The organism is Streptomyces thermovulgaris, from assembly GCF_002155915.1.
GTDB lineage: Bacteria > Actinomycetota > Actinomycetes > Streptomycetales > Streptomycetaceae > Streptomyces > Streptomyces thermovulgaris.
This window is the reverse complement of record NZ_MUME01000068.1, coordinates 1-16333: the sequence shown is the minus strand read 5'-3', so window position 1 is coordinate 16333 and position 16333 is coordinate 1. Positions and strand designations below refer to the sequence as shown.

Here is a 16333-nt window from a genome sequence, read left to right as displayed (position 1 = left end):
GTGGACAACAGCTCCCCCCGGAAAACGTTCATGACCACCCCCGCGGAGCTGGTAGTGTTCTACTCGTCGCCGCGCACAGAGCGCCCGACCCGCCCCCGTAGCTCAGGGGATAGAGCAACGGCCTCCGGAGCCGTGTGCGCAGGTTCGAATCCTGCCGGGGGCACTCCGTGCGACGTGCCTGAAGACCCCGTGACCAGCGAGAACGCTGAGTGCGGGGTCTTGTTGCGTGTGCAGGCGGATGCCGCTGGAAGCAGCCGGGTGGGCCAGGGCCCCGGTCCTGCGGGAGGTCATCCCTCCGGGAGGTTGAACACCAGCAGGAGGACCAGCAGTGGCGGCAGCAGAGAGAGCATGGCCATCCAGGCCCGCGGCGTCGAGTAGCGGCGCTTCCACGGCAGCGCCCACGACGTGATCACCGCGGCATGGGTGACGAAGCCGCCGAAGTGCAGCGTCCCCCAGATCATCAGGAGCGAGGTCTCCAGCTCCTGCGAGCAGTTGTCGGGGCCGCAGCTGTCGGTCGCCATCACGGACAGTCCGCCGAACAGCAGCGCGAGCGGGGCAAGGACGAGCAGCAGCACCGTCGCGATCGTGGGCGCGATCCATGCGAAGCGGTCCCGATCGGGACCGGGCAGACGGACGGGTCGGTACGCGGGGTGCGAGGTCTGCGCTGTGGTCATGGGCCCAGTGAAGCCGCGTCGACCGGCCCGGCGCATTGGTCCCGGTACTCATCCGGCGCCGGTGCTCCTACTCATCTGCTGCAGGGCAGACTCCGGCCGCAGGCCCAGCTGTGCGCAAGGACCGGATGCCCGGCGACAACGTGAAATGCGCGACTCGCGCGCCTCGTTCCTGCACGGTGTCGCCGCGGCGCGCGAGGCCCCTGATGCCCCGGGCCGGAAGGCACAGGGGCCCACAGTGGTGCCGGGGTCGGGTGGCCGCGCCGAGTGGCGGCCCCGTTCGGCCCGACCAGGTGAGGCACCTCGCGTCCCGGCACCGTCATGTGACGGAATGCGACGTGACCGCCTGCCGCCCCATCACCATCCCATGCCCATGACGTCCGTTTCCGGCCGAGGAGGTTGGTCATGCGCGTGGCGTTCGCCGGCAAGGGCGGCAGGCGGTCGCGTCCGCGCAAAGCGCGGCACGGCTCGCTTCGAGCCGCTCGCATCGAGGCGACCGGCGGTGCAGGGCCCGGGAGCCCGGGGTCCGGTCGCCCGTGCGGCTATCGGGAGCTGTAGGGCAGGAGGGCCATCTCGCGTGCGTTCTTGATGGCCCGCGCCATCTGCCGCTGCTGCCGGCGCGTCACCTGGGTCACCCGGCGGCTGCGGATCTTCCCGCGGTCGGAGATGAACTTCCGCAGCAGGTCGGTGTTCTTGTAGTCGATGTACGTGATGCCGGCGGCGTCCAGCGGGTTGACGCGCCGGCGCTTGGCGGTCTGCCGCCCGGTACTGGGGGGTCGGGGCATGGCGGGATCGGTCCTCTCTTCGAGAAGGGGATGCTCAGAAAAAGCAAGAAGAAGGCGGGAAAGGGACGCGGTGGTCCGTGCAGGCGGTACGGCAAGCGCCGGGCAGGGCAGGTGAACCCCGGCCTTTGACGAGTGAACCCCCTTTTCGAGACGGTCTTTTCAGGCCGCCTCGCCACCGGGGCACGCCGCGGTTCAGGTCACCGGGTCGAGCAAGTCGTCGAAGGCGTGGGGAAGTTGCTGCCAGCGGTCCCTGCCCGCCGCGTACTCGTCGTCGGTGAGCAGGCACGAGTCGAGCAGGGCCCGCAGGCCGTCGCGGTCCAGGCCGGGCGAGGTGAAGGCGAGGTGCTGGCAGCGGTCACCGTGTTCGGGGTGCCAGTCCAGGGAGGCGGCGAGGCGGCGTTCGGCGGGCACCATCTCCCAGGCGGCATCGGGCAGGGCCGCCAGCCAGGGGCCGGCCGCCTCCACGCACAGCGCACCGCCCGCGGCGTCCCAGGACAGCAGGGTGTCGGGGCGGTCGGCCAGCCAGAACCGTCCACGGCTGCGGACGGCGGCGCAGGCGAGGTCCTCCAGCGCCGCGTGGAGGCGCTGCGGGTGGAAGGGCCGCTCACTGCGCCAGACGAAGGTGCTCACCCCGTGCTCGTCGCACTCCTGCGGCAGCAGTGCGCACGCGGGGTGCACACGGGCCGCCGCCGCTGCCGTGCCGAAGCCCGCCAGCAGCGCGGTCCCCAGGCCGCCGTCCTCCACGCGCACCTTGCGCGCGCCCGGTGTGAGCTGGGCGAGCAGCGCGTGGTCGGCCTCGTCGGCGGCCCCGGCACCCTCCCCGCAGGCACCGCCCTCGGCCAGGGCGATCAGCGTGGGGTACTCCAGTTGCCGGGCGAAGGTGTCGGCGACGGTGCGCTGGTCGGTCGGGGCGGCGGCGAGGCCGGTGTCGGCCAGGTCGTCGCCGTTGGCCAGACAGGGCAGGACGAGCGCCGGGTCGACAACGGTGGCGACTCCGGTCAGCGCCAGCGGCGCGCCCGCACCGGCGACGACCGGGGCCATGCCCTGGGGTTCGACGGAGTCCCACAGTTCCACGACGGCCAGCCGGCATCCGCCCTCCTGGGCGAGCCGCAGCAGCTCGGGGACGAGGTCCTCCCGCAGTGCGCAGCACGCGCAGTCGTTCACCAGGGGTGCGTCGCCGCTGCTCAGCAAACCGCCGGCGTCGCGTACGGTGCGGTGCACCGTGCGGTCGGCGGCGCACGTCAGGTCGTGGTGCAGCGCGACCGAGCCGGGGACCGTGCGCAGGATCTGCTCGACGGCGGTCCGGCGGGCGTCCGCGTGCAGCCCGGCGACGATCGCGACCGGCAACCGTGCCCGGTCCGCGCTCATCGTTCGCTCCGTCCGCGTCCGTAACGCCGCTCGAAGCGCTCGACCCGGCCCGCGGTGTCCAGGACCCGCTGGGTGCCGGTGTAGAAGGGGTGGCTCGCCGAGGAGATCTCGACGTCGATGACCGGGTAGGTGTTGCCGTCCTCCCACTCGACGGTCTTGTCGCTGGTGGCCGTCGACCGGGTCAGGAAGGCGAAGCCGGCGGCCCGGTCGCGGAAGACGACCGGGCGGTAGGCGGGGTGGATTCCGGGCTTCACGGCTCTCAGCGCTCCTCACGGAAGTCGACGTGACGGCCCACGACCGGGTCGTACTTGCGCAGTGTCAGCCGGTCGGGGTCGTTACGGCGGTTCTTGCGGGTCACGTAGGTGTAGCCGGTGCCGGCGGTGGACCTCAGCTTGATGATCGGACGCAGTTCGTTACGGGCCATGGACGACACCATACATTGAATTGGTTTTCATTTTCATCAAGGTGCTACTGTGGCTGCCGTACACCGCGCCACAACCGCCGCCGCCCCCCGCACGAACGCACGCGGGCGCACGGCCCGCACACACAGCCCACATAGGGAGAACCATGTCCGCCCACTGCCAGCTCACCGGCCGACAGCCCGGCTTCGGCCACCGCATCTCCCACTCCCACCGGCGCGGCAAGCGCCGCTTCGATCCAAACGTCCAGCGCAAGCGCTACTGGCTGCCGAGCGAAGGGCGCCATGTCCGGCTCACCCTCTCCGCCAAGGGCATCAGGACGGTCGACGCGATCGGCATCGAGGCCGCGGTGGCCCGCATCCGCGCCCGGGGAGGGAAGGTCTGATGGCGAAGAAGAGCAAGATCGTGAGGAACGAGCAGCGCCGTCGCATCGTGGCCCGCCATGCCGCGCGCCGCGCCGAGCTGAAGAGGATCATCTCGTCCCCCTGGGCGTCCGACGACGAACGCGCCGCCGCCCAGCGGGAACTGCGCCGGCAGCCCCGCGACGCCAGTGCCACCCGCCTGCGCAACCGCGACTCCGTGGACGGCCGCCCCCGCGGCCATCTGCGCGCCTTCGGTCTGTCCCGGATCCGCGTGCGCGAGATGGCCCACGCGGGCGAACTTCCCGGGGTGACCAAGAGCAGCTGGTGACCCGCGCCCGGTCCGCTCACCCTTCATGGCCGCACCCCGACCGCGGCGGCTCCTTCCCGCCGAGGCACGCGCATACGGGGCCGCCCTTTCCGTACTCGTGGCGAAGGATCTCCATCTCCCTGAAAGCCCCGTCCCCGCCCCGAAAGGCGCCCGGTGCCCCTTCCTCCCGGCCGAGCGGAGGGAGGGGCACCGGGCGCCGGTTCTTCCCATGGGATCACCCTGCGGGCCCACCCCGTGGGGTCGTCTCATGAGGCCATCTCATGGGTCATCCCGTGGGGGTGAGCGGCAGGGCGTCGGTGTAGGCGTTCACCGGCTTGTCGATCTTCTCCACGGACCGGGCGTCGAGCGCGGCGGATGCGGAGCGCGTGCCCAGCGTCCCGTCGGGGTGCCAGGTGCCGGTGACGGCCACCCAGGTGTTGGCCGGCGGGGCCGGGGTGCCGTGGATCCGTACCTTCACGGACTGGGCGTCCGCCGCACAGCAGGAGATCATGATCCGGGTCAGGAACCAGCTGTCGTCCTGCCCGGCGGACGTGACGAAACCGGTCAACCGGACCGTGCGCCCCTTGATGGCCTGTGTGCGGTCCTGCTGCACACGGCGGGTGAAGTCCGAAAGCGTCATCGGAAGCGGCGAGGTCGCGGGCAGCGGGTCGAAGTCGTTCTCGTCCTCGTACGTGACGGTCTTGGACGGCTGGCGGGAGGCGGTGTACGCGCCGAGGGCGGGCGGAGCGTAGAACAGCAGGCTCAGCGCCGGGAGGAACAGCAGCCACGCGGCACGAGGTGCGCCGGAGTGGTGGTGTCCGTGACCGTCGTCGCCGTGGCCCGCGTGTCCGCCGTCCTCGCGCCGGCACGCGTACGCCACCGCGTCCGCCGCGCCGAGCAGGATCAGCAGGACTCCGGAGGCGATCAGCAGCGGGCGCATCCCCTCCTTGACGTACCGCAGGTACAGATCGGTGAACAGGGACACGCGCAGCAGGCCGACGCCGCTGAGGACGAGCAGGACCATCTGGAGCGGGCGTCTCACAGCAGTGCTCCTCCGATCAGCACGCCGGCCAGGACCGCCACGACCACCGTGGCGGCGGAGAACCGGATCGCGAAGGCCCGGCCGAAGGTACCCGCCTGCAGGGCGATCAGCTTCAGGTCGACCATCGGACCGACGACCATGAACACCAGCCGCGCGACCGGCGAGAACCCGCTCAGCGAGGCCGCCACGAACGCGTCCGCCTCCGAACACACCGCCAGCACGATCGCCAGCCCGGCCAGGAACAGCACCGACAGCCAGGGCGATCCGGCGAACGCGTCCACCACGGAAGGGGGCACCATCACATTGAAGGTGGCCGTCGCCATCGCGCCCACCACCAGGAAACCGCCCGCGTGCAGGAAGTCGTGCTGGAAGCCGGCCAGGAACTCCCGCCACCGGCTGCCGCCCTCCTGGTGTCCCCGGTACCGTGCGGCCGGCCGCAGCCACTCGGTCCGTCCCCGCCACAGCCACAGCCAGCCCATCACCCACGCCGTGCCCAGCGAGGCCAGCAGCCGGGCGACGACCATGGCCGGGTTCCCCGGGAAGGCCACCGCGGTGGCCGTGAGCACCACCGGGTTGATCGCGGGCGCCGACAGCAGGAACGTGAACGCGGCCGCGGGCGCGACGCCCCGCCCGATCAGACGTTTCGCCACCGGCACCGACGCACACTCGCAGCCCGGCAGCACGACTCCCGCCGCACCGGCCACCGGCACGGCGAGCACCGGCCGGCGCGGCAGCACCCGGTTGAACACCCGGGCCGGCACGAACGCGTTGATGGCAGCGGAAAGGGCCGTGCCCAGCAGAAGAAAGGGCAGCGCCTGCACGGTCACGGCAAGACAGACGGTCCGCCACGCCTGCATCGCCGGTGTCTCCATCCACCGGCCCCCGAAGTAGAGCACCGTGCCGGGAACGACGGCCGCCCCCAGCAACAGGAGCGGCCAGAACCGGGGCCAGCCGGGAGCGCCCTCGCCGTCCGCCGCTCCACCCGCGTCGGCGACCTCGGTCTCCTCGGCCCGTTGGTCTGTTCTCTGCATGCCAGCTCCGCCTGTCGGATGTTCCGATCAACATAACGGGAGCAGGCGAACACACCTGCGAGCACGTCCCGGAGACACCGGCACCGGCCGTCGCGCCAAACGGAACCGCAGCCCGCAGGCACACGGACGCTCCTGTGCTGTCCCCCCTCCTCATGGCCGGTGTTCTCCCAGCTCTGATCGCGGTCCTGGGGACCCTGATCGGCGTTGCCATGACGCATCTGTTCCAGCACCGGGCGGCCGTCCACGACCAGCTCTTCTCCCCTCGGCAGCAGCTCCGGGCCGAGCACATGGCCGTGTACAGCGATTTCGCGGGACCGTGGCGGAGTTCAGACGCGGCCGGCAGAACCGCTGGGTGCGGTGGCAAAGCGGGCGCGCCGGTCCCCTTCACCTCCTCCTGGGAACCTGGGAAACCCCGGGAAAAGGGCCTGCCTCAACTCCTCGCCACCGCACCGGAGCTCAGTCGCCGCATGACCATGACGGGAAGAGGGAGGGCTGCTTCCCTCCCCCCTGTCCGGTCGGAGAACGTGTGCGGGTCGACGGGCTACCTGGCCGGGAGGGTGACCGTGCCCCGGATGGGCCAGTGGTCGGACGTGCTGGTGTCCGTCCCGATCGTGCAGCCGCTCCAGGTGGCACTGGTCGGCGCGAAGATGTAGTCCAGCTTCAGCGATCCCTTGGTGGCCCGGTTACGGGGCTGGTCGCACTCGGTGTAGTTGTCGTACAGAGGCTGGAGCACGGGGACCTCGCTGCCCGTCGGGGTGTGGGTGGGGGTGGCGTTCAGATCGCCGCCGAAGAGGGACCGATAGCCCTTGTTGCCGTACTCCACACCCTTGTTCACCAGGAACTGGGCCTGCTGGGCCTGAAACTTCCGGTCCCGGTCCTCATAGCCGGGACCACCAGTGCTGAAATGCGCGGTGCAGCCCATGACCGCCCACGACTGTATCGCGGCGCACAGCGCCGTCCGCCGCTCCTTGCGGCTTTCATTCTCATCCTTACGCCTGGGGGACTCCAGCTCGATGGCCCTGTACCAGGTGTTCTCCGCGGGGACGGCGATGGCGACTCCATAAGCCCCGCGGTTCTTTGCGCAGGCCTTCTGGGCGTACAGCCCATTGCCACCATCTTCTGCTCCCGTACCGTCGATCTCATGCTGAATCGGAGCGAATCTCACATCCCAGGTGTCCGCACCGTTGTCGAACTTCTTCTCGAGCCCCTGTTCCAACGGCTTGGCAAGCTTCTCGCAGAATTCCTGCAAAAAGATGATGTCGGCTCGGGCCTTCTCCGCCTGAGTCACGACCTCGTCCACGAACTCTTCGGTGGTCTTGCCGTACATCGGGCAGGATCCGTTGTTGCTGCACACATTCCACGACAGGGCGCGGATGTTCCTGGAGGGCGTCGACGAGGCAGCGGGCGGGACTCCTTCGGAATCTATCCGGTGAAGTTTGAACAGTTCCCATGAGCCCGGTGTTCCGGTCTTACGGGCCCGCAGCAGCCCCTCGTCGCTCCCAGTGCTGTTGATCTCGGCAGAAACGTAGTACTTGGTGGTCGTACCGCCCTCCGAGAAGGTGTAGCGCAGCGCGAACCAGCCGCCCCCCTGGGGCACTATTTCGAATTTTTCCCAGTTCCCGATGCCGTCGCCCTTTCGCGCCCGGAGCATTCCGAAGTGGGAACCGGAGTCATGGAACTCGGCGGAGACGTAGAGGCCGTTGGCTTCGGACCGGAGAGTGGCCGTCTCCCCCTTGTCATTGGTGTGCAGCGCAAAGGTTTCCCATGACCCGATGTCGTTGCAGTCGGTCCGGGCCCGCAGTTTTCCGTACTGGTTTCCGGAGTCATGGATCTCGGCGCTGACACATATCGGCTTTCCAGCCTCGGCACTCGCCGCCTTCGATTCGATCTTGTACTTCCTTCCAGCCGATTTCTCGGTCAGGATGTCGCCCGCCAGCGCCGACGGTGCGCCCGAAAGCGTGATGAGCGTCAGCAGGAGATTGAAAAGAGCCCCCAGCCCCAGTGTTCGTCTCAAGATTTCCGCACTCCATGCATGAACGGATTGAGAACTTCGAATGATCAGCGGATTGTACACATCGGGCGGCATCCTTCTCCGGCCGGACGGATCAGTTTTCCCCCGACATGCGGGAAAATCCTGCCACCTTCACCTGAAATGCCGGTTTCACCGCAAGAGCTGGGCAGCCCCGGGGGATCGGTTTCTCCGGCGCTTTCAGCTTCTTCGGCTTCTGCCGGCGGATGGCCGTGATCGGGGCCCTTCGAGCTCTCCGGCCGCGAAGCCGGGTTTGCGCGGGCCGGCGACGACCGGCAGCGACAGACGCGCCACCGCAACTGCCAGTGAAGATGGGCCAGGACCTCACCATCACGCGGGTTTCCACCCAAGAGTGATGGCGCGTCAGGGATGCGGGGGTATTCCTCTCCCCGCCTCAGAACCGCGATGATCCACCTATTGAGCGACTGTGGACGGCCGCGTCGGCACTGTACGTTCTCGCTCACGGAGTGATGCAGCGCAAGGGGGCGGAATGTCCGTGTACGGGCGCGCGAACAGCGAATGGGACGAGCTGGCAGAGGCCGGACGCAACTTCCTCATCGAGCGAGCACGGCTGGGCAAGCTCACCTCGTACACAGAGCTCAACGCAACGCTGGTCAGGCGCACCGGCTGCCGGCCCTTCGACTTCCAGCGTGCCGACGAGCGAGCCGCGATGGGGCATCTGCTCGGGCTGATCGTGGAACGAGACCAGGAGATCGCTCCCTCGGATCCCCCTGTGATGCTCTCGGCACTGGTGGTCTACTTGGACTCCAACGACGCCGGCACCGGCTTCTATCAGTTGGCCAAGGAGCTCGGCCTCCTGTCCATGAGCGCATCCGCGCGCGAGAAGTTCGAGTTCTGGATCGAGCAGGTGAAGCGGATCCAGGCACGCCACGGAGCTGGTCCCGCGGTCGCCTGAGGCCGAAGGCGCCCTGGTCGCGGTCCGGGTGCGCACGATCCCCCGCGTGCGCGCAGCACAGCCGGACCGGTGCCTCGTCCAGGCAGCTCGGAGACGGTGCCGAGGGGCCTCGTGAACAACCGGTGCACGAGAACCGCGCCTCATTGGCCATGGGCGCCGAGACAGAGCGTGCCCCCACCGACGCGGACACCCCGCCCGCCCTCACGCACCACCTCGTTGGAACCGTGCCGGGAACCGGCGTGCCGGTGCCGCTGTGGATCGTCTGTGTCGCATACGCTGCGCGGGCGCCCGAGCCGGCGTCCTTGGCCGTGCGTACGCGCGGCAAGGGAATGCCGCCCGAGGGCGGTCCTCGCGTCGGCCCGGACGGCACAGCCGCCGGATGCAGGAAGAGGTGTGGCATGAGGTCTCCAGGAGTGCACCTGCGGGAGATCACCGACGACAACCGGGATGCCGTTCGTGCCCTCCGCGTCCGACAGGACCAGAAGCAGTTCGTGGCGTCCGTGTCCAAGTCGCTCAAGGAGGCGGCGAAGACACCGGAGGCCAACCCCTGGTATCGCGCCGTGTACCGCGGCGACGAGCCGGTCGGCTTCGTGATGCTGTCGTGGAAACCGCCGACCGGCCCTTTCAAGGGGCGGCACTTCCTCTGGCGTCTCCTCATCGACAAGCGGTACCAGAAGCGAGGGATCGGCCGGGAGGCGCTCGCGCAGGTCATCGAGCTGGTGCGCGCGGACGGCGCCACCGAGCTGCTGACCAGCTACAGCCCCGGCGACGGCGAACCGTGGCCCTTCTACCAGAAGCTCGGGTTCGAGCCCACCGGGGAGATCGACGACGGCGAGATCGTCCTGCGCCTCGCCCTCCCCGCGCGGTGAACTCGTACCGGAGCCGTCGGTGAACTTCGGTGAACTGTCGGTGAGCAGTCGGGCCGGGCCGGTCGCGGAGCCGGTCGTCCGCCGTGTCGTCGTCCTCCTCGCCGTTTCCGGGTCCGGCGTCGTGCTCGTCCCCTCGGTCCGGAAGGCTTCCCCCTCTCGGATCCGGAAGGGCTGATCGCCCTCTGCGGAACATGGACTGCTGTCGGCAGGATCTGACGCCTTCGTCCTCTGGGAGCGGGCCGCGTCCGGCGGCCTCGCCCGCGGTGCGTGCGGTGTCCCAGGGGCCGGACGTCCTATTTGCCCGGTGCGGCGGAGTGCCCAAGACTCGTGCGTGAGGGTCCGCCGGTCGGCGCGGGCCCGGAGAGGGTGACCGGCGTGCTCCAGGTCCCGCTCTGGTTGTGGGGAGCGTTTGCCGTGACGGTGGCGGTGGCGCTGACCGTCGATCTTCTGGCCCACCGCAGAGTGCATGTCATCGGTTTCAAGGAGGCCGGTGCCTGGAGCGGCGTGTGGGTGGGGCTCGCCCTGGTCTTCGGCTGCGTCGTCTTCCTCGTGCTCGGCACGACGGCCGGCACCGAGTACATCACCGCGTGGCTGCTGGAGAAGAGCCTGTCGGTGGACAACCTCTTCGTCTTCGCCGTGATCTTCGCCTACTTCAGAGTGCCCCGTGCCTACCAGCACCGGGTCCTGTTCTTCGGCGTGTTCGGCGCCCTGGTCTTCCGCGGGATCTTCCTCTCCCTCGGTGTCGCCGTCGTCAACCGCTTCACCGCGGTGCTGTTCGCCTTCGCCGCCGTCCTCTTCTACAGCGCCCACAAGCTCCTCAAGGGCGAGGAGGAGCCCTTCGACCCCGGCAGGAGCGTCGCGCTGCGGCTGCTCCGCAGGATCGTCCCGGTGCGGGACGAGTACGCCGGGGCGAAGTTCTTCGTCAAGGAGGCCGGCAAGCATGTGGCCACCCCGCTTCTCGCGGTGGTGGCCGCGATCGAGACCGCCGACCTGGCCTTCGCCGTCGACAGCGTCCCCGCCGTCCTCGCCGTCAGCGACGACGCCTTCGTCGTCTACACCAGCAACGCGTTCGCCATCCTGGGCCTGCGCGCCCTGTACTTCCTGCTCGCCGGTCTGCTGGACCGCTTCCACCGCCTGGACAAGGGTCTTTCGGTCATCCTCGCCTTCATCGGCGTCAAGCTCATCCTTCAGGCGTCCCACGAGATGATCAGCCCCAGCATCCCGGAGATCCCCTCACCGGTCAGCCTCGCGGTCATCGTCGTCGTCCTGGCGGCATCCGTCGTTCTCAGCCTGCGGCAGCCCGCCCCGTCTACCCCGTCCTCGCCGCCTCGCACCGCCCAGGAGGAGCCGCCCCGCACCGCCCAGGGGGAGGCACCGCGTCCGGGTGCGATGGCCGGGAATCCGGGGTCCGCCGGCGACACGCACACGGAGGCGGACCAGGGGGACGATCCTCCCGGCGAGTGCGACGACCGCACCACCGGGTGATCGCACCACGGGACGACCCACCGCAGGGCGACCGCACCGCTTGGGACCGCGACGGCGGCCGCGCAAACATGCTGTCCCCTTTTTCGCACCAACGGCCTATCGTCGAAGAATGAGCAAAACCGCGCATGAGACCGGCCCGCAGGGGAGGCTTGTGTGCCCGGTCTGCAAACACCCCGTGGACACGGTCGCCAAGAAACGGCACAAGACTTTCGGGATCTTCGTACCCGTGTGGGATCCCGGTCCCTGTCACAACCCCGACTGCTCCGAATATCTGAAGGAGCCGGAGCACTCGGAGCACACCGACTCCCGGAAACACTGAACCGACACCGGCCCGGCATCGCGTGGACCGGGCCCCGGACGGGTAAAGGGTGCCGACCTCGCCACCACGCGCCGCTTCTTCGTGCCTTCCTGCCTGACTCCGCATCAGATATGGTGAGTCGTTGACTTCCACGGACCGAAAGCGGGTGTGATGGCGGTAGTACAGGAACCAGAAATTCCGGCGCCATCGGTCACGGCTGCCGACGCTGCGGAACCTCTTGTTTCACCGGTCAATTCCCACAACGAGTGGGATCCGCTGGAGGAGATCATCGTCGGGCGTCTCGACGGTGCGACGGTTCCCTCCGACCATCCGGTCGTGGCCTGCAACATTCCCCCGTGGGCGGCGCGGCTGCAGGGGCTTGCGGCCGGCTTCAGGTATCCGCGCCTGCTGGTCGAGCAGGCGCAGCAGGAGCTCGATCAGTTCGTCACCCTTCTGCAGGCCCTCGGGGTCACGGTCAGGCGCCCGGACGCGGTGGACCACAGGAAGCGCTTCAAAACCCCCGACTGGTCGTCGCGCGGTTTCTGCAACACCTGTCCGCGGGACAGCATGCTGGTGATCGGTGACGAGATCATCGAGACACCGATGGCATGGCCGTGCCGGTACTTCGAGACTCACTCCTATCGCACGGTTCTCAAGGATTACTTCCGTCGCGGGGCGCGCTGGACGTCGGCACCGAAACCTCAGCTCACCGACGAACTGTTCGAGGATGATTTCCGTATCCCCGAACCGGGCGAGCCCATGCGCTACATCCTCACCGAATTCGAGCCGGTGTTCGATGCGGCGGATTTCGTACGGGCGGGCCGCGACTTGTTCGTCACACGAAGCAATGTCACCAACCGGATGGGCATCGAGTGGCTGCGCCGCCATCTCGGTCCCGGCTATCGCATCCACGAGATCGAGAGCCGCTGCCGCACGCCCATGCACATCGACACGACGTTCATTCCGCTCTGTCCCGGCAAGGTGCTGGTCAACCCCGAATACATCGACGTCGACCGTCTGCCCGACGTCCTGAAGTCGTGGGACATCCTGATCGCCCCCGAGCCCAACCCCATCAACGACCGCCTGCTCAAGATCACTTCCATGTGCGGCAAGTGGCTCAACATGAATGTCCTCGTGATCGACGGCAAGCGGGTCATCGCGGAGCGGCACCACACCGACACCTTGCGCGCGCTCGAGAAGTGGGGCTTCGAGCCGATCCCCTGCGACCTGCTGCACTACGCGCCGTTCGGCGGCTCGTTCCACTGCGCGACGCTCGACGTCCGTCGTCGCGGCACGCTGGAGTCCTACTTCGACTGAGGAGTCCTGTCCCGGCCGATCCTTCGACCGCCCCTTTGATCGATCCTTCGGCCGGCCGCGAGCGGGGCCGCCGGTGAGGGGGACCCGCGCCGCCCCGCCGCGGTCGCGAGAACGAGAAGAGGGAACAGGCCCGTCGGGGCCCGGCACGCCCTCAGCCGGCGGCCTTGGCGACGATGCGGTTCATCTCCTCCCGGCCGAAGGCCCGCAGGGTCGTGGTACGGACGTTGCCCACCCCGCCGAGCTGCAGGAGCACCGCGGTGGCGGTCTCCTCGTCGGGCGCCTCGACAACGGCCACGAGGTCGTACGGGCCGACGGTCCAGTAGAGGTTCAGGAGGTTCGCCCCGAGCCGCTGTGCTGCCGCGGCAAAGGCCTCGGCACGCTCCGTGGTGTCCTTGTAGTTCCGGATCCCTTGGTCGGTCCAGTTCAGCAGCGCGACGTACGTCGGCATGGCCTTCGCCTTCGTGAGGGGACACATCCAAGACCAACTGTGGACGCAGCGGTCGGAACACGCCCGGAGTGCCGCACCCGGACGGGTGACGGGAGCGCCCACGGGAGTGCTCGCGGCGGGGACCGGTGAGACGCGCCCGGCACCGCTCGGTGACCGGCCGCGCGCCGACACGACGCCGGCACGACGCCGTCACGACAACGCCGACACGGCTCCGGGCCGCTCCGGTCCGGGCCGGCGATCGGCGCCGGCCGGCCCGGACGGTGCGGGTGGTGCGGCGGGCCGGGGAAGAAGCTCCGGCCCGGTCAGCGCAGCGGGTCGAACGGCGCCAGCTGCGCGGGCCGCTCACCGGTGACGATCGTCTCGGCGAGAAGCCGTCCGGTGGCCGGGCCGAGGGTGATGCCCCACATGCCGTGCCCGCCCGCGACGAAGACCCGGGGGGAGCGTGTGGCCCCGATCAGGGGCAGGCCGTCGGGCGTGCACGGGCGGGAGCCCACCCACTCGTCCTGGCGGGCCTCCAGGTCGGCGCCGCGCAGCAGCGGGCGTGCGGCCTCGGCGATGGCGCGGATCCTGCGGGCGTCCAGGGGTGCCTCCGGCCTGCGGAACTCCATCATCCCGGCGACGCGCAGACGCCCGCCGAGAGGAGTGCAGGCGACGCGCTGCGCGGGGAAGTAGACCGGACCGGACGGTACGTGCTCCACGGGGACGCTGAAGCTGTACCCGCGGCCGGCCTGGACGACGGAGCGCACGCCGAACTTCCTGGCGTGGCGGCCGAGCCAGGCCCCGGTGGCCAGGACCACCGCGTCGAAGCGGTCGCTCTCACCGCCGCCGGTGAGGACGGCGACACCGGTCCCCGCCTCCCGTACGCCGGCGACCTCCACGCCTTCCCGGACCACCCCGCCCCGGGCACGGACCGCGTCGGCCAGGGCGTGCACGAAGTGCCCCGGGTCGATGTAGCGCTGGCCGTGCAGCCGGAGCGCCGCGCCGACCTCGTCCGACAGGGACGGCTCGATCCCCCTGGCCTCGTCGCCGTCGAGGACGTCGAACTCCATGGTCTGGCCGGCGGCGTGGATCTGCTCGAGCTCCTCCAGCAGGACCCGGCGCTCCTCGGCGGTGCGGTAGGCCGCGATGAAGGACTTGGCCTCGAGTGTCCGTGCCTCGACACCGCCCTGGGCCAAAAGGTCGAAGCTCGGCAGCGCCAGGCTGTTGATGGGGACGAGCGCACGCATCGCCCGCAGCCACCGGGACGCGGTGCTGTTGCGGGTGAACCCGGCCAGGAACCTGAGCAGGTTCGGGTTCGCGCTCGGCGGGACGTAGACGGGAGAGGACGGGCTGAGCACGGCCCGCACCCCGTAGGCGAGGACGGCGGGCTCGGGCAGCGGCGTCGCCAGGCCGGGGGTCAGCCATCCGGCGTTGCCCCACGACGAACCCGCGGCAACCCCCTCGCGGTCGTACACGGTGACCTCGACGTCCCGCTCCTGCAGGAACCAGGCGGTGGACAGTCCGACCATGCCCGCGCCGACGACGGCGACACGGCTGGGGCCGGGGTGTGCGGGTGAGGAAGGGCGGGTCATGCGAAACCTCTCCTTCAGGGCGGTGATGCCTCCGATGGTGAGGCCGGTCGCCTCCGTTGTCTTTGTGCCGGAAGGACAAGAGAGCGGGGGCCGATGATGCGCGGAGCACCATGCCCGGGGCCACAATGGGACGCGTGGGCATGAGCAGCTCTCCGTATCGCGGCGCAGGACGCCGGTCATGATCACCGTCACCGACCTGGTGGAGTCCCTGGGGACCGGTTTTCTCCGCACGGTCGTTCCGGCCGGCGACCGCGCGGTGCACGACGTCGCCCTGGCCGAACCCGGCGACACCGGGAGCCAGCCGGGGGAACTCGTCCTCGGGGTGGGCGTGACGGACCGGACGGCGGCCCTCGCCCTGCTGGAGCAGGCCGCCCGGGAGGCGGCCGCGGGTGTCGTGCTCAAAGGAGACGTCGCGCACGACCCGCAGGTGGTCCGTGCCGTCCAGGGGCTGGAGGGCCCCGCGCTGGTCGAGCTGCAGCCGCACACCTCGTGGGCACATGTCGTCTGGCTGCTGCGCGGCGTCATCGACCGGGCCTTCGCGCCCGACACCGGCATCCTCGGCACACCCGGTCCGCACAGCGACCTGTTCGCCCTGGCCGACAAGGCGGCCGAGATCATCGACGCCCCCGTGACGATCGAGGACGCGCAGTCCCGTGTCCTCGCCTACTCCGCACGGCAGGACACCACCGATCCGGCGCGGGTCTCCACCATCGTGGGCCGGCGCGTTCCTCCGGAGACCCTGACGCACTTCCGGGCCAGCGGCGTCTTCCGCCGGCTCGCGCGCTCCAGCGACCCCGTCTGGACCCCTGCCGGGCCCGGCGGCATCCTGCCCCGGCTGATCGTTCCCATACGGGCCGGGGGCGAGTGGCTCGGCTCGATCTGGGCCGTGGTCAAGTCGCCGGTCCCCCCGGAACGCGTCCGTGAGCTCGGCGAGGTGGCCTCCGTCCTGGCCCTGCATCTGCTGCGGCTGCGCGCCGAGGCCGACATCGCACGGCGGGTGTCGGCCGGACAGCTGCGGACGGCGCTGCGCGAGGGCACGGTCCCGGTCCGGGGGCCGGGAGCGGCTGCCGCACTGCCTGCCGGGCCCTGGCGGGTGGTGGCCCTCGGATCGGTCCGTGGGGCCGGTGCGGCCGGTGGGACCGGTGCGGCCGACGGGATCGACGGGGCCGGTGCGGCCGAGGACGTACGCCGGCAGCTGGACCTGTGGGAGTCGGTCGCACGCCGGTTCGGCTGGCACCAGCCTCTGCTCGCCGACCTCGACGGGCTGCTGTTCGCCCTGGTCACCGAGCGGTCCCCGGGCTCGCAGCGGACCACGCCCGGTATCCCGGCCGACGCCGGTGCGGGCACCCTCGGCTGGCTCCGGCGGGTGCTCGCCGACATACGGTCGCACGATCCCGGCCTGTACGCCGCGGTGG

At 70.0% G+C, this 16333-nt stretch carries 17 protein-coding genes and 1 tRNA gene; 8 read left to right on the top strand and 10 right to left on the bottom strand.

All coding sequences use genetic code 11. The features are described from left to right. Positions 1-91 precede the first annotated feature (91 nt). Positions 92-163: transfer RNA gene (locus CCN35_RS07360), tRNA-Arg, on the top strand. Between the two features lie 124 nt (positions 164-287). Here the strand turns inward: CCN35_RS07360 and CCN35_RS07355 are convergent. The 5 genes from CCN35_RS07355 to rpmG form a co-directional block, all read right to left on the bottom strand. Further along, positions 288-674, bottom strand: coding sequence for a hypothetical protein (locus CCN35_RS07355; protein WP_086791913.1), 387 nt, complete (start codon positions 672-674; stop codon positions 288-290). A 539-nt stretch (positions 675-1213) separates the two neighbouring features. Continuing rightward, a complete protein-coding gene (gene rpsR, locus CCN35_RS07350; RefSeq protein ID WP_067391329.1) occupies positions 1214-1456 on the bottom strand; it encodes a 30S ribosomal protein S18 in 243 nt (80 codons plus the stop codon). Positions 1457-1648: 192 nt separating this feature from the next. Then, positions 1649-2824 (bottom strand): CobW family GTP-binding protein, encoded by a 1176-nt coding sequence (locus tag CCN35_RS07345; protein ID WP_086791910.1) that lies wholly within the window; start codon positions 2822-2824, stop codon positions 1649-1651. Beyond that, entirely contained in the window at positions 2821-3078 is a 258-nt protein-coding gene (locus CCN35_RS07340; protein ID WP_067391334.1) for a type B 50S ribosomal protein L31, read from the bottom strand. The genes CCN35_RS07345 and CCN35_RS07340 overlap by 4 nt, the downstream gene beginning before the upstream one ends. Before the next feature lie 5 nt (positions 3079-3083). Continuing rightward, positions 3084-3248 (bottom strand): 50S ribosomal protein L33, encoded by a 165-nt coding sequence (rpmG, locus tag CCN35_RS07335; protein WP_026252351.1) that lies wholly within the window; start codon positions 3246-3248, stop codon positions 3084-3086. A gap of 143 nt (positions 3249-3391) precedes the next feature. Between rpmG and rpmB the strand changes: the two genes are divergently transcribed. Together rpmB and rpsN are read left to right on the top strand one after the other, a co-directional pair. Continuing rightward, positions 3392-3628: a 50S ribosomal protein L28 gene (rpmB, locus tag CCN35_RS07330; RefSeq protein WP_067391337.1), complete on the top strand. Its 237-nt coding sequence runs from the start codon at positions 3392-3394 to the stop codon at positions 3626-3628. Then, positions 3628-3933, top strand: a complete 306-nt coding sequence (gene rpsN, locus CCN35_RS07325; protein WP_067391340.1) for a 30S ribosomal protein S14 — start codon at positions 3628-3630, stop codon at positions 3931-3933. The genes rpmB and rpsN overlap by 1 nt, the downstream gene beginning before the upstream one ends. Before the next feature lie 265 nt (positions 3934-4198). Here rpsN and CCN35_RS07320 read toward each other — a convergent pair whose 3' ends face one another. The 3 genes from CCN35_RS07320 to CCN35_RS07310 form a co-directional block, all read right to left on the bottom strand. Beyond that, on the bottom strand, positions 4199-4954 hold the full coding sequence (locus CCN35_RS07320; protein WP_067391344.1) for a TIGR03943 family putative permease subunit: 756 nt from the start codon (positions 4952-4954) through the stop codon (positions 4199-4201). Continuing rightward, positions 4951-5985: a permease gene (locus tag CCN35_RS07315; protein ID WP_067391347.1), complete on the bottom strand. Its 1035-nt coding sequence runs from the start codon at positions 5983-5985 to the stop codon at positions 4951-4953. Before CCN35_RS07315 ends, CCN35_RS07320 begins: the two co-directional genes overlap by 4 nt. 541 nt (positions 5986-6526) lie before the next feature. Beyond that, complete coding sequence (locus CCN35_RS07310; protein WP_158100380.1) at positions 6527-8059, bottom strand: endonuclease/exonuclease/phosphatase family protein; 1533 nt, start codon at positions 8057-8059, stop codon at positions 6527-6529. A 445-nt stretch (positions 8060-8504) separates the two neighbouring features. On the opposite strand from CCN35_RS07310, the gene CCN35_RS07305 reads away from it, so the two are divergent. The 4 genes from CCN35_RS07305 (at position 8505) to CCN35_RS07290 (ending at position 12899) form a co-directional block, all read left to right on the top strand. After that, positions 8505-8930, top strand: a complete 426-nt coding sequence (locus tag CCN35_RS07305; protein ID WP_201450833.1) for a hypothetical protein — start codon at positions 8505-8507, stop codon at positions 8928-8930. Positions 8931-9328: 398 nt separating this feature from the next. Next, positions 9329-9799 (top strand): GNAT family N-acetyltransferase, encoded by a 471-nt coding sequence (locus tag CCN35_RS07300; RefSeq protein ID WP_236560573.1) that lies wholly within the window; start codon positions 9329-9331, stop codon positions 9797-9799. Positions 9800-10174: 375 nt separating this feature from the next. After that, positions 10175-11284 carry a TerC family protein gene (locus tag CCN35_RS07295; protein ID WP_079129623.1) on the top strand — a complete coding sequence of 370 codons (1110 nt, stop codon included), beginning with the start codon at positions 10175-10177 and terminating at the stop codon, positions 11282-11284. A gap of 469 nt (positions 11285-11753) precedes the next feature. After that, positions 11754-12899 (top strand): amidinotransferase, encoded by a 1146-nt coding sequence (locus CCN35_RS07290; RefSeq protein ID WP_067391359.1) that lies wholly within the window; start codon positions 11754-11756, stop codon positions 12897-12899. Positions 12900-13050: 151 nt separating this feature from the next. On the opposite strand, the gene CCN35_RS07285 is transcribed toward CCN35_RS07290, so the two are convergent. Both CCN35_RS07285 and CCN35_RS07280 read right to left on the bottom strand, forming a co-directional pair. Next, the gene (locus CCN35_RS07285) at positions 13051-13347 is read right to left on the bottom strand and encodes a GYD domain-containing protein (RefSeq protein ID WP_067391362.1); all 297 of its coding nucleotides are present in this window, start codon (positions 13345-13347) and stop codon (positions 13051-13053) included. Between the two features lie 302 nt (positions 13348-13649). Next, positions 13650-14918, bottom strand: a complete 1269-nt coding sequence (locus CCN35_RS07280; protein WP_086791906.1) for an NAD(P)/FAD-dependent oxidoreductase — start codon at positions 14916-14918, stop codon at positions 13650-13652. A gap of 178 nt (positions 14919-15096) precedes the next feature. On the opposite strand from CCN35_RS07280, the gene CCN35_RS07275 reads away from it, so the two are divergent. Continuing rightward, on the top strand, positions 15097-16333 hold a 1237-nt coding region (locus tag CCN35_RS07275), incomplete at its 3' end, for a hypothetical protein (protein WP_086791904.1).